Source organism: Nocardioidaceae bacterium SCSIO 66511, from assembly GCA_023100825.1.
In the GTDB taxonomy this organism is placed as follows: Bacteria; Actinomycetota; Actinomycetes; order Propionibacteriales; family Nocardioidaceae; genus Solicola.
Genome location: CP095846.1, coordinates 2010525 through 2023876 on the forward strand (window position 1 = coordinate 2010525; position 13352 = coordinate 2023876).

Consider the following 13352-nt stretch of genomic DNA (forward strand, 5'->3'; position numbering starts at 1 on the left):
GGTCATTGAGCCGGCTCGTCGTCCGGCTCGGGCTCGGATTCGATCGCGAGGGTGAGCTTGCGCAGGAGTGCGCTGAGCTGCTCGCGTTCGGGCTCATCGAGTACGCCGATCAGCTCCTCCTCGGTGTTTCCGCGCAATGCCATTGCCTTGCGCCAGATCCGGATTCCCTTCGCAGTGGCCTCGACCTCGACACGCCGCCGGTCGCCCTCGACCGTGCGGCGTCGTACGTACCCCGCCCTTTCCAGGGTGTCGAGGCGACCGGTCATGCCGGCGGGAGAGACGTCTGAGTCTGTGGCGAGCTCGCTGGGCGAGGCCGTACCGGGCGTATCGCGAATCATCAGGCTGTGCAGCGTGTCGTACTCGAACCCCTGTAAGCCGGCCTCGCGTACCGATCGCTGTTTGTCGTCGCGCAGATAGCGAATGATCGTGCCGATACGCGCCACGATCGCCTCGACCGTGTCATCGAACTCGACGTCGATCCAATGGTTGCGCCAGCGCGCCACATGGCGATCGGCGTCGTCCTCGGCGGGTGTCGGGGTACGCGGGTCGGTGGACATGTCTCCAAGGTTACAGGTATTTCGTTGACAGATAATTAGCTAGCGAAGTATATTCGTCTCATGACCGCATCCCTTCGGCCCGGCGTACGCGACGCTCTCGCCAGCACGGCCTATCGCTGGCTCGTCCTGGGTGGTGCGATCACGCGGTTCGGCAACGGAATCGCGCCAGTTGCGCTCGCCTTCGGCGTCCTCGACCTCGGCGGCTCCGCCGGCGACCTGGGCTTGGTCGTCGCGCTCTACGCGTTGGCCGACGTCGTGACCGTCCTGTTCGGGGGAGTACTCGGTGACCGGCTGCCGCGACAGTTCGTGATGGTCGGCACGACGGTCCTTGCGGCGATCGTCCAGGCGACGGCCGCGGCGTCGTTGGTCGGCGGGTGGGGAGCGATCTGGCTGCTCGGGGTCCTCGGCATGCTCAACGGTGCGCTCGGTGCGCTCAACGGGCCGAGCTCGATGGCAATCGTCAAGCAGACGATCCCCGAAGCCTGTCTGCAACCTGCAGTCGCGTTCCGGCGCACCCTGACCAACACCGCGCAGATCGTCGCGTACGGCGTAGCGGGTGTGCTCGTCGCATGGGTCGGGCCGGGTTGGGCGCTTGCGGTGGACGCGACCACGTTCGGTCTCGGTGCCTTGTGCTACACCCGGATTCGCGTACCCGCTGTCGCCGTCGTCGCGACGCACTCACTGCTCGCTGAGATGCGGGCGGGTGTGGCGGAGGTCTTCCGGCACACCTGGCTCTGGCTGCTCACCGCCCAGGCCTTCACGTATCACCTGTTCTACGGCGGCGCGCAGGACGTACTCGGTCCGATCGTGGTCAGCGGGGAGCTCGGGCGGCCGGCCTGGGGGTACGCGCTCGCCGCGATGATGTCCGGATTCCTGGTCGGAGGGATCGTCACGCTCGTGTGGCGACCGCGACGTCCGTTGTACGTCGGTGTGTGCCTGCTCGGGTTGACCGCGGCATTCCCGGCGGCGATGGCGGTCAGTGACTCGATGGTGGTCATCGCGGTCTGTGCCTTCGCGCACGGGTTCGGGCTCGAGATCTTCAGCGTGGGCCTCGACCTGTCGATCCAGCAGAACATCGAAGAGCACCTGCTGTCACGGGTCTACGCATTCGACATGGCCGGTTCGTTCGTCGCCCGACCGCTCGGGCTCGCGCTCACGGGGCCCGTCGCGGCGTACTTCGGTCTTCGTACCTGGCTGGGCGTTGTGGCCGCCGTCATGGCGGCCAGTGTCGCTGTCGCGCTGTTGTCGCCGGCCGTACGCGGGTTGCAGCGCAAGGAGCTCGAACCGGTCGAACCCGTGCCCACCGGTCAGCGCGTCTGAGCAGGGCGTACCCAGAACCCGTCGCTCCCGTGCCGCCGACTCCGCGGTACGGGAGCGACGACTCAGCTCTGGTCGAGGTGAACCTGCTTCGGCAGCAGCCCGCGGTTCGCCTCCGCGGCGACGGCTTCGAGGTCGCCGCCGGTCGATGCGCGTACGACGGCGCCGAACAACCCCTCGACCAGGGGCGCACTCGACAAGTGCACGCGTTCTGCGAGATCTGGGTCGAGCAGCTCGTACGCAGTCTCGGCGCTCATCACCGCACTGCCCAGGTCGAGGAGTACGAGGATGCCAGAGGTGTCGCTGAGTGACTCGATCGCTGCGTGCACGGCGGTTGCGTCTGTGCCGAGCGATCCGTCGTCGGTGCCCGCCGCGATCTCGATCGGCGGAAGGTCGCCCTGCACCATCTGTGCGGCGAGTGCGACGGCCGCGTCGGCCAGTGGTCTGCTGTGCGATACGACGACGATCCCGACGGTCACGTCAACGTCTCCTTGGCCGCCTCGATGAGCATCACCGTGCTTACCGCCCCGGGATCGAGATGGCCTGCGCTGCGTTCGCCCAGATAGCTGGCGCGGCCTTTGCGTGCAACGAGTGCGGCGGTGTCGTCTCGAGCCTTCGCGGCTGCGGCCGCCGCTGAAGCGAGCTTCTCGCCGAGGCCTCCTTCGGTGCCGTCGAATGCGCCGAGCGCGGGTGCCCACGCGTCGTACATCGTCTTGTCGCCGAGCTCGGCCTTGCCGCGGGCGAGAACTCCCTCGACCCCGGCGCGCAGGCCAACGCCGAATGCTGCCGCGTCGACGGAGTCGACCGCACCGACGCCTGTTGCCATCCGGAGAAAGAAGGTGCCGTACAGCGGCCCGCTCGCGCCGCCGACGGCGCTCACCAGAGTCATGCCGACCTTCTTGAACAGCGCGTCAGCGGTCTCGTACGACTCGTCGTCGAGTACGCCGACGACCTTCTGCATGCCGCGGTCCATGTTCGTACCGTGATCGGCATCGCCGACGGCGGCATCGAGCTCGGTGAGGTACGCCGTGTTGTCGTGGATCGTCGCTGCGTAGGTGCGCAGCCAGCTCTCGAGGTCGGAGATACTCGCGGCCATCGGTCACGCGCCCCAGCGCAGGCCGGGCGTGTTGACCGGGGCGTCCCACAGACGTACGAGCTCGTCGTCGCAGCGCAGCAGGGTGACCGAGCAGCCGGCCATCTCCAGCGAGGTCATGTAGCTGCCCACCAGCGACCGCGCGACCGTCAGGCCGGCGTCACCGAGGAGCCTGGAGACCTCGTTGAACATCACGTACTGCTCGATCAGCGGCGTACCGCCCATGCCGTTGACGAATGCGATCACCGAGTCGCCGCGGTCGTGTGGCAGATCGGCGAGCACCGGCTCGACGAGCATCGCCGCCACGTCGCGTGCGGGTGCGAGCGGTTTGCGTTCCCTGCCCGGCTCGCCGTGGATTCCGATGCCGACCTCGATCTCGTCGTCGCCGAGCTCGAACGTCGGCTTGCCAGCACTCGGAACGGTGCAGGATGTGAGCGCAACGCCCATGCTGCGCGCCGAATCGTTCACGCGTACGGCGAGTGCGTGCACGTCGTCGAGAGACTGCCCCTCTTCGGCAGCCGCGCCTACGAGCTTCTCCAGCAGTACCGTCGCGCCGACCCCGCGTCGCCCGGCGGTGAACGTGGAGTCCTGGACGGCGACGTCGTCATTGGTGACGACGGAACGTACGTCGACGTCGCCGGCGAGCTCGGCGGCCATCTCGAAGTTCATCACGTCGCCGGTGTAGTTCTTCACGATGTGCAGGACACCGGCACCGCCGTCGACGGTCTCCGTCGCGGCGGTCATCTGGTCGGGCACCGGGGAGGTGAAGACCTCGCCCGCGCACGCCGCGTCGAGCATGCCGACGCCGACGAACCCGCCGTGCATGGGCTCATGGCCCGAGCCTCCGCCGGAAACCAACCCGACCTTGCCGGGACGCGGGGTGTCGCGGCGGTAGACGATGCGGTTGTCGTGGTCGACGCGGACGTGGTCGCCGTGCGCCAGCTCGACTCCCCGCAGCGACTCGGCCACGACGTCGGCAGGATCGTTGATCAACTTCTTCATGTACGTAATCTGAGCACAACGCGGGTGTGGTTGGGAAGGAAACAACCGCAAATCTCGGTGTGGCATGACGCTGCTCGTTCTTCAGTGCGACCACCCGACCGCTCGGTTTCGGCCCGCTGTCGGCTTTCCGACTCCTTTGGTGCGACTACCCGCCTGCCCGATTCCTCGTCGTCGTCGGCTGAGCGGTCGCCTTCGGTTGGGCAAAAGACGCGGCGACGCGCGGAGCCGCCGCTTCGGTTCGGCTGCTTGGCGGTTTTGCCGTCACCTTGATATGGGATCGGGGTAACGTTCGGATTCGGCGTCACCTCCGTACCGGTAGTCACTGGCGTACCAACGGGCGCGGCAACCTGTCACTTTGCACGGTGTCCCTGCCATGCAAAGTGGAGTTTCCCCATGTTTACTTGGTAAATGACCACCCACCGACCCCGCAAAAGCTAACCGGAACGGGTTAGCCGGCAAGCAATCCAGCCCGGTAGCCGCGGCTCCCGCGTCGCGGCGTCTTTTGCCGAGCCAGAGGACGAGGGAAAGCCGACAGCGGGGGAATCGGGCAGCCGGGTAGTCGCACCCTAGAAGCGGAATGCCGACAGCGACGAGAACCGAAGCGGCGGGTAGTCGCACGGTAGAAGCGGAGAGCCGACGGCGAAGCCGAACTGGGCAGACGGGTAGTCGTACGGCGGAAGCGAAGAGCCGACAGCGAAGCCGAACCGGCAGACGGCGGTCGCACCGCGAACGACCGAAGCGGGAGCATCACAGCACGCCGCGTACTGCCTCTCGCGCTTCGTCCGGGTCGGCCGCGCCGAGCGCGGCCGCCGCGGCTCGCTCACAGGTGTCCAAGGTCAGCGACGACAGCCGCTGGCCGACGGCGGCGACTGCGGCCGGTGCCATCGACAGTGACGTGACGCCCATTCCGACGAGTACGGCGGCCAGCAGCGGGTCGGCCGCGGCCTCACCGCAGACGCCGATCGGGTGTCGGGCGCTCGCGCCGGCTGCGGCGGTCATCGAGATCAGGGTCAGAACGGCGGGCTGCCAGGGGTCGGAGAGGTACGCGAGCTCGCCCGAGAGGCGGTCGGCGGCCATCGTGTACTGCGTGAGGTCGTTCGTGCCGATCGAGACGAAGTCGACGTGCTCCAGGATGCGGTGGGCCTGGATCGCCGCGCTCGGCACCTCAACCATCACGCCGGCTTCGAGTCCGAGTGAATGCACCTTCGCGGCGAACGACCGGGCCTCCTCGACGGTGGAGACCATCGGGGCCATCACCCGCGGTGTTGTCGCGGAGTCGCGAGCGGCCGCCGAGATCGCTTCCAGCTGGCGGTCGAGTAGGCCCCGATTTCGCCGGGCAAGACGCAGCCCGCGTACGCCGAGTGCGGGGTTTTCCTCGGCGGGCTGATCGGCGAACGCGAGCGGTTTGTCCGAGCCGGCGTCCAGCGTACGTATGACGACCTGTCGATCCGGCCCGAACGCCCGCAGCACTTCGCCGTAAACCGCAGCCTGCTCGTCTACGGACGGCTCCTGGGCGCGATCGAGGAAGCAGATCTCCGTACGGAACAGGCCGACACCTTCGACCGGAGCGTCGGCCGCGGCGCGTGCCGAGGCGCCGTCGTGGACATTCGCAAGCAGTCGTATGCGGTGCCCGTCAGCGGTCGCGGCGGGACCAGTCCACGACCTGAGCTGCGCTCGGCGGCGAAGGTCGTCGTCGACCAACGCGCTCGCCAGCTGTTCGGGTGGTGCCACCCGAATCGTTCCTGCCGACCCGTCGACGAGCACCGACGTAGCGGCGGGTACGTCGGTGACCCCGACAGCACCGACGACGCACGGGATCCCGAGTTGTCGAGCGATGATCGCCGTATGGCTAGTGGGCCCGCCGTGTTCGGTGACGAGTGCGACCGCTGTGGCCGGGTCGAGGGTCGCCGTGTCCGCCGGCGCGAGGTCGACCGCGACAAGTACGGACGGCTCCGCAGGCCGAGGTACGCCCGGCTCGGGTGCACCGACGAGTTCGGCGGTGACCCGGCGTTCGATGTCGTGCAGGTCCGTCACTCGCTCGGCCATCACCCCGCCGAGCTGGGTGAAGGTATCCGCGAACTGCGCGATCGCGCCGGAGACGGCCGCCAGCAGGTCATCGCCGCCCTCGACGCGGGTACGTACCGCGGCGGCGAGCCCGGGGTCGCGGGCGATGCCCGCAGTCGCAGTGAGGACCTCTGCCGCGTCGCCGTCGGCGGCCGACGCACGGCCGGTCAGCCGGTCTGCCACAGTGTCGACCGCAGAGTCGTAGGCGCCCATCGCTTCCTCGACACTGCCGTGACCGGCGAATGCCTCGATCAACTCACGCGGCACGTCGGTGCGGACGACCGCCACAGGCGCGTACGCGATGCCCGGTACGACCGGAGTGCCGCGGATGACCCGGTCGTTGTCGTCGTTGGCCATACGCGGCACGATACTGGGCGTACATCGCGCAGACAGCGCACGACCAGAGGGAGACCCCATGCCCACCAAGACGGTGCACGTCGGTTCCTCGGTCGGTCTGCATGCCCGCCCAGCTGCCGTCATCGCCGACGCTGCAGGGTCGCAGGCGGCCACCGTGACGATCGCGAACCCGGGCGGTACGCCCGTCGATGCTGCATCGTCATTGCTGATCATGACGCTCGGAGCGAAGTTCGGGGATGTCGTGGAGGTGAGCAGCGACGACCAGGCTGCCGTCGACGCCATCGCAGCGTTGATCGAACGCGACCTCGACGCCGACTGAGCCGCCTCGAGCCGGCGGACCGGACCGGATCGGGATCGGCGCGGATCGCACCTCCGGAAAGGGCGATTATCGCGGTGCGGTCCGCGCCGAGCCCCGGGTGACGAAGCGTAGGGAGAACGCAGCGTCACGACAGGTGGTGTACCTCCTGGAGGTCGTACACCGGCGTGGGGATCTGCTCGTGGCGAGCCTTGAGTTGCAGTGCGAGGTAGAGGGAGTAGTGGCGTGACTGGTGCAGGTTTCCGCCGTGGAACCACAGACCCTGCTGTTGGGTCGGCTTCCACATATTGCGTTGTTCGCCCTCCCACGGGCCGGGGTCCTTCGTTGTCGCCGAGCCGAGACCCCAGCACTTGCCGACCTTGTCGGCGACCTCCTCGCTGATCAGGTCGGCTGCCCAGCCGTTCATCGAGCCGTAGCCGGTCGCGTACACCACGAGGTCGGCGGGCAGTTCCGTGCCGTCTTCGAGCACGACGGCGTCCTCGCTGAGATGGTCTACCTGGCCCTTGGCCAGCTTCACCTCGCCGTTCGCGACGAGGTCGGCGGCTCCGACGTCGATGTAGTAGCCGGACCCACGGCGCAGGTACTTCATGAAGAGACCGGATCCGTCGTCGCCCCAGTCGTGGTCGAATCCGGCGGCCTCGAGAGAGGCGTAGAAGTCCTTGTCACGTTCGCGCATCTGGTCGTACAGCGGGATCTGGAACTCGTGCATGATCCGGTACGGCAGCGACGCGAACGTCAGGTCGGCCTTCTCCGTGGTGACCCCCGCGGCGAGTGCCTCCTCGGAGTACAACGCACCGAGCCCGATCTCCATCAGCGTGTCGGATCGCACGATGTGCGTCGACGACCGCTGCACCATCGTCACGTCGGCGCCGTTCTCCCACAGCGCGCCGCAGATGTCGAACGCCGAGTTGTTGGAGCCGATCACGACGCAGTGCTTGCCGGCGTACGCGTCCGGTCCCGGATGCTGCGAGGAGTGATGCTGCTCGCCCTTGAACACGTCCATTCCGGGCAGGTCGGGGAGGTTCGGCTTGCCCGACATGCCGGTTGCGAGCACGAGATGCTTCGGCTTGAGGGTTACGGGCTCGCCGTCGCGATCGACGGTGACCGTCCACTCGCCGGCATCGGCATCGTAGCTAGCCCGTTGCGCCTCGGTCTTGCCCCAGTAGTTGAGTTCCATGACCTTGGTGTACGACTCGAGCCAGTCGGCGATCTTGTCCTTCGGAGCGAACACCGGCCAGTTGTCGGGAAACTTGATGTACGGCAGATGGTCGTACCACACCGGGTCATGCAGACAGAGCGACTTGTACCGACCGCGCCACTGATCGCCCGGACGCTCATGCTTGTCGATCACGATTGTCGGTACGTCGAGCTGGCGGAGCCGGGCACCGAGTGCGATGCCGCCCTGCCCGCCGCCGATCACCAGCACGTACGGCTGCTGCTGGTACCCGAGCTCGCGAGCCTCGCGTTCGCGTCGTTCGAGCCATGACTCGCGTCCACGGTTGGCGCCGTGCTCTGCGCCTTTCGGCCTGGCGCGGCCCTTGGGTTCCTCGTACCCCTTGAGCTCGTAGAGCGTGGTCAGCAGCGTCCACGCGAGGTCGTCCTTGAGCCGGAGGTGACCCCGCCCGCGGCCGACGCCGGTCTCGAACTCGATCCACGCCTCGATGACGCCGTCGGACTCGACCGGCTCCTCGCTGACTCTGAAGTCGGAGGGTTCAACGTGGCCGAGTGACACCCCGAGCATGTCACCGACCTCGTCAGGCCCCTCGACGGTCTTGATGTTCCAGGTGAATGCAATCAAGTCCCGCCAGTAGCTATCCGTTGCGAACAGGTGGCTCGCAGCGTCGACGTCACGAGCGACAAGCGCCGCCTCGAAGTCGGTGAGCCACGCGTCGACGCGGTCACGAGCAGATTTCAGCTGCCGTTCGATTGTCTGCGTCATGGCTGCTCCCGTCGGATAGCATGTGTTCGGTAGCACACACCCCGTGCTGACCTGCAGGAAAGGGTTGCAACGGGGTTGCAGCGCAGGTAGGAGGCGATCATGGTCTCGGACCCTCGCGCGACAGCGCTCCGATCCGATCTGCGCTCCGACACCCGGCGTACGCACGCCGTACGCGACGCGGCGATGTCGGGGAGCGGCGCCACGTCGGGTCCGCGCTCGCTGATCGGCGACTCCTGGCGCCGCGTACGCGCGCACGGGCTCGACCCGTCCGGCGCGCCCGAGGTCGCCCCGTTGTCGCAGAGCGACTTGCAGGCGCGACGCGAGCGCAGTCAGCTGCGCGACCTCCTGCCCCAGTTGCGTGAGCACCTGCGGCCGGCCGGCGACGCAGCCGGTCAGGCACTCGTCGTCTCCGATGCCGAGGGCCGCGTGCTGTGGCGCGAGGGAAGCACCGCCGTCTCGAGATACGCCGACCGTCTCGGCTTCGTCGGCGGTTCGGCGTGGACCGAGGGCAACGTCGGTACGAACGCCATCGGCACCTGCATCGTCACCGGGTCGCCGATCCACATCCACGCTGCCGAGCACTTCGCGCAGTCACATACGGCGTGGACCTGTGCGGCGGCCCCGTTGAAGGATCCGGTCACCGGCCGGCTGCTCGGCGTCGTCGACCTCAGTGGCCCGGCGCGCACAGGACACGCCAACACTCTCTCGTTGGTGACGGTCGCCGCCCGCCTGGCCGAGGCAGAGGTACGCGCGGCACACCAGGACCGGCTGAACGCCCTGCGTGCCTTCGCGTCTCCGTTGCTGGCCAAGGTCGGCGGTAAGGCTTTGGCGCTCACTCCGGACGGCACGGCCGCCGCGGTGACCGGCCTGGTCGCTCCCACCCAGATCGCACTGCCCGATGCGATGACCGCGGGCGACCAGTGGGTGCCTGCCCTGGGCATGGTGCGAGCGGAGCCGCTGCCTGGCGGGTGGCTGCTGCGCGTACTCGAGGGCGATGCGCCGGATCCGGACTCCGCGACCTCGCTGCTGCTCGATCTGTCGGCGTCCGAGCCCTCCGTCGAAGTGACAGGCGCGAGCAGCGTCTGGACCCACCGTCCTTCGCCGAGGCACGCCGAGATCCTGCTCGCGCTCGTACGTCACCGCGACGGACGCTCCGCAGCACAGCTCGCGGACGATCTGTTCGGCGACCGCAGCCGGACGGTCACGGTGCGCGCCGAGATGTCGCGGCTTCGTCGCACCCTCGGTCCCATGCTGGTGCAGCGTCCGTACCGGCTCGCCGACAACGTCGACGCGCGGCTCGTGCTCCCCGACGAGCCGCTGGAGCTGCTGCCGGGGTCGACTGCTCCGGTGGTGACGGCGCTGCGCGCCTGAAGCCCGTCGGTCAAGCGAGAAATCGATTCGTACAACGCTGTTCGGCGCTGCCGACGACCGCTCGTCGCTCAATCCCTACCGTTCGCCGCATTCCACGTTGTTGTTTGAGTCGCCCCGGGAATAGGGCATCCAGGGGCCCGCATCGGATGTCTCGGGACGACATACGAGGAGTCCACGTGAACGACGCCCATCTTGATCACGACCGAATCGGTACTCCGGACGGCCCGGCCGTCTCGCGCCGCACTCTGCTCGCCGGAGCGGGGGCAGCAGCGGCGATCGCCGCAACAGCGCCCCGGACGGATGCCGTCGCCGGGCCACGGCAAAAGGGCGGCGATTTCACCGCCCGCGAGGGAACGGACCTGGCGGCGAGCGTGTCACCGGACGGTGCGCACATCGCGTTCGACCTGCTCGGGGTGCTGTGGGTGATACCGCGTTCGGGAGGTCCGGCGCGCCGCCTGACCAGCGACCTCTACGACATCACGCAACCGCAATGGTCTCCGGACGGACGCGAGCTGGTCTTCCAGTCGTACCGCGACGGTGTGTTCAACCTCTGGACGGTACGCCGCGACGGCGGCCGATTGCGCCAGTTGACCAAAGGGCCGTACGACCATCGTGAACCACGATGGTCGGCCGACGGCGCTCGGATCCTGTTCAGCGGCGACGCCTCCGGCAGCTATGGCATCTACGAGCTCGATATCGCGAGAGGCAACATCGCGACCGTCGTCGACACCGCCGAGGAGGAGTTCGAGCCGGCGTACTCGCCGGACGGCGCGAAGGTCGCCTTCGTCGTCGGCAACACCCGTATCGACACGGTCGACGTGCGCAGCGGTGCACGGGAGACCGTTGCCTCGGTCGAGGCGCCCGACGTCATCCACCAGCCCTCGTGGACGCCCGACGGGTCGAGCGTTGTGTACCACGTGCAGAGCGGCGACACGATGCGGTTGATACTCGACGATGAGCCGTTGACCGGCGACGAGTTGGTGTTCCCGTTCCAAGCCTCGTGGCTGAGTGATGACGAGTTCGTGTACGCAGCCGACGGTCAGATCCGTACTCGACGCCTCGGTAGTGACACGCACGAGACGATCGGCTTCAGCGCAGCGGTGCGGCCGAAGCGCGCCCGATACCGGCGTCGACGCCGAGAGTTCGAGGACCGCAAACCGCAGCAGGTCAAGGGAATCGGCAGTCCGGTGCTGTCTCCCGACGGCAAGAGTGTTGCGTTCCGTGCCCTCAACGACCTCTGGGTGATGCGGATCGGCGACCGGCCCCAGGCGCTCACTCGTGACGAGTTCTGGAAGTGCGATCCGGCCTGGTCGCCGGACGGCCGCAGACTCGCGTACTCGACCGATCGCGCAGGCACGCTCGACATCTGGGTACGCGACCTGCGCACCGGCAAGGACCGACAGGTGACCAATGTCGAGGACCGTGCGGCGCTCTCGGCTGCCTGGTCGCCGGACGGTACGGAAATCGCATTCCTCGATCAGGACGGCGCGTTATGGGTAGTCGACGTCGAGTCGAGTGACGTGCAGCGGGTCTTCCCCGCGACCTTCGAGCCGGGGCGTCCGACCTGGTCGCCGGACGGTCGGGTGATCGCGATGGCCGCCGTGATGCCCTACTCGAAGCGATACCGCGAGGGCCAAAGCAAGATCCTGCTGATTGAGAGGCGATCGGGCAGAGCGCGCTACGTGGACGCCGTCGAGAACAGCTCGTTGCAGACCCGCGGTGACGACGGCCCGGTGTGGTCGCCCGACGGTCGCCGGATGGCGTTCGCAGCCGAGAGCGCGCTGTACGTCCTCGACGTCGAATCGGACGGCACGCCTTCCGGGGCGGCGCGCAAGGTCACCGACGAAGTATGCGACGCGCCTTCGTGGGACGGCGGATCGAAGACCCTGCTGTACCTCAACAACGGGCGTTTGCGTACCGTCTCCGCCGACGGCGGACGTCCGCGAACGGTTCGAGTCCCATTGACCTGGCGCAATGCCGAGGCGCCGAAGCGCTCGGTCGTGCACGCGGGCGTGATGTGGGACGGCGAGAGCGACTCCGTGCGCCGCGACGTCGACATCGTCATCGAGGGCAAGCGAATCGTCGCCGTGGAGGCCCATCGCGACGATCGGCAGGGGACCGTGATCGATGCCAGCGACCGGTTCGTGATGCCCGGTTTGATCGACATGCACAACCATCGCGAGATGGCCGGCTACGCGTACGGTGCCAGGCAGGGTCGGATGTGGTTGTCGATGGGCATCACGACGACCAGGTCACCGGGGAGCCCGGCGTACCACATGGTCGAGGAGCGCGAGTCCGTTCAGTCGGGCGCCCGGCTCGGGCCTCGCTACTTCGCGACGGGGGAGGCGATCGACGGCCGCCGGATCTATTACAACTTCATGCGACCCACCTTCAGCGACCGTCAACTGGGCAAGGAGTTCGAGCGTGCAGAGGCGCTCGAGTACGACCTGATCAAGTGCTACGTACGGCTTCCGGCCATGTGGCACAAACGTGCGATCGCGTTCGGGCACCGTATGGGCGTCCCCGTGACATCGCACTATCACTACCCGGCGATCGCCTTCGGCGGCGACGGGATGGAGCACACCGGGGCCACCAACAGGTTCGGGTTCTCGCGTACCGTCACGGCGCTCGGCAACGCGTACGACGACGTCATCGGGTTGTTCAACGCCTCGCACATGGCGCGTACACCGACGCTGTTCGGTTCGTCCGCGCTCTACGGCGAGGATCGTTCGCTGGTCGAGGACCGACGTACGCGGGCGTTCTACCCGCCGTGGCGGATGACGACGTTGGAAGCCGACGCCGATGAGGCCCGTGACACCGACCAGACCGTGGCGCTGGCGAATCTGCGCCGTCAGGTGGGTCAGGCGCTCGCGATGGTCGAAGGCGGCGGCAACGTCATCGCGGGCACGGATGCGCCGATCGACCATGTCGCGATCAGCCTGCACATGAACCTGCGCGCAATGGTGAAGTACGGGTTCACTCCGCTGCAGGCACTGCGGACTGCAACGAGCGCCGCGGGCGACCACCTGAACGAACCGCTCGGACGAATCAAAGCCGGCGCGTACGCCGACCTCGCGATCGTCGACGGCGACCCGCTCTCGAACATCGCCGATGTCGCGGCGGTCGACCGGGTGCTCGTATCCGGCGTCGCACATTCGGTTGACGAGCTGCTCGAGCCGTACGAGGCCGCCGCGGCGCGGTCGGGCTCGATCGCCGCCAGCAAGGTCCGCACGCCCGTACCCGAGCCCGCCGATAACGAACGCTTCTGGTGGCACGGCCAGGAGTACGTCGAGCACGCACGGAAGTCGTGTTGCGCCGGCTGAGCGTACGGGCGGC

Annotated in this window: 10 protein-coding genes; 4 read left to right on the forward strand and 6 right to left on the reverse strand. The window is 67.8% G+C overall.

Annotated elements, in window-relative coordinates; genetic code table 11:
- Positions 1-2 precede the first annotated feature (2 nt).
- A complete protein-coding gene (locus MU582_09415; protein UPK76839.1) occupies positions 3-557 on the reverse strand; it encodes a MarR family transcriptional regulator in 555 nt (184 codons plus the stop codon).
- A gap of 60 nt (positions 558-617) precedes the next feature.
- Here MU582_09415 and MU582_09420 point away from each other — a divergent pair, with 60 nt between their 5' ends.
- Positions 618-1877: an MFS transporter gene (locus MU582_09420; GenBank protein UPK76840.1), complete on the forward strand. Its 1260-nt coding sequence runs from the start codon at positions 618-620 to the stop codon at positions 1875-1877.
- Between the two features lie 62 nt (positions 1878-1939).
- On the opposite strand, the gene dhaM is transcribed toward MU582_09420, so the two are convergent.
- The 4 genes from dhaM to ptsP form a co-directional block, all read right to left on the reverse strand.
- The gene (gene dhaM, locus MU582_09425) at positions 1940-2353 is read right to left on the reverse strand and encodes a dihydroxyacetone kinase phosphoryl donor subunit DhaM (protein UPK76841.1); all 414 of its coding nucleotides are present in this window, start codon (positions 2351-2353) and stop codon (positions 1940-1942) included.
- Positions 2350-2970 (reverse strand): dihydroxyacetone kinase subunit DhaL, encoded by a 621-nt coding sequence (gene dhaL, locus MU582_09430; protein UPK76842.1) that lies wholly within the window; start codon positions 2968-2970, stop codon positions 2350-2352. The genes dhaM and dhaL overlap by 4 nt, the downstream gene beginning before the upstream one ends.
- Positions 2971-2973: 3 nt before the next feature.
- A complete protein-coding gene (gene dhaK, locus MU582_09435) occupies positions 2974-3969 on the reverse strand; it encodes a dihydroxyacetone kinase subunit DhaK (GenBank protein UPK76843.1) in 996 nt (331 codons plus the stop codon).
- A gap of 747 nt (positions 3970-4716) precedes the next feature.
- The gene (ptsP, locus tag MU582_09440; protein ID UPK76844.1) at positions 4717-6390 is read right to left on the reverse strand and encodes a phosphoenolpyruvate--protein phosphotransferase; all 1674 of its coding nucleotides are present in this window, start codon (positions 6388-6390) and stop codon (positions 4717-4719) included.
- Positions 6391-6448: 58 nt separating this feature from the next.
- Here ptsP and MU582_09445 point away from each other — a divergent pair, with 58 nt between their 5' ends.
- The gene (locus tag MU582_09445; GenBank protein UPK76845.1) at positions 6449-6709 is read left to right on the forward strand and encodes an HPr family phosphocarrier protein; all 261 of its coding nucleotides are present in this window, start codon (positions 6449-6451) and stop codon (positions 6707-6709) included.
- Positions 6710-6833: 124 nt separating this feature from the next.
- Here the strand turns inward: MU582_09445 and MU582_09450 are convergent, their stop codons facing one another.
- The gene (locus MU582_09450; GenBank protein ID UPK76846.1) at positions 6834-8645 is read right to left on the reverse strand and encodes an NAD(P)/FAD-dependent oxidoreductase; all 1812 of its coding nucleotides are present in this window, start codon (positions 8643-8645) and stop codon (positions 6834-6836) included.
- Positions 8646-8744: 99 nt separating this feature from the next.
- Here MU582_09450 and MU582_09455 point away from each other — a divergent pair, with 99 nt between their 5' ends.
- Together MU582_09455 and MU582_09460 are read left to right on the forward strand one after the other, a co-directional pair.
- The gene (locus MU582_09455; GenBank protein UPK76847.1) at positions 8745-10016 is read left to right on the forward strand and encodes a GAF domain-containing protein; all 1272 of its coding nucleotides are present in this window, start codon (positions 8745-8747) and stop codon (positions 10014-10016) included.
- A 176-nt stretch (positions 10017-10192) separates the two neighbouring features.
- The gene (locus MU582_09460) at positions 10193-13339 is read left to right on the forward strand and encodes an amidohydrolase family protein (GenBank protein ID UPK76848.1); all 3147 of its coding nucleotides are present in this window, start codon (positions 10193-10195) and stop codon (positions 13337-13339) included.
- The last annotated feature ends 13 nt before the right edge of the window (positions 13340-13352 follow it).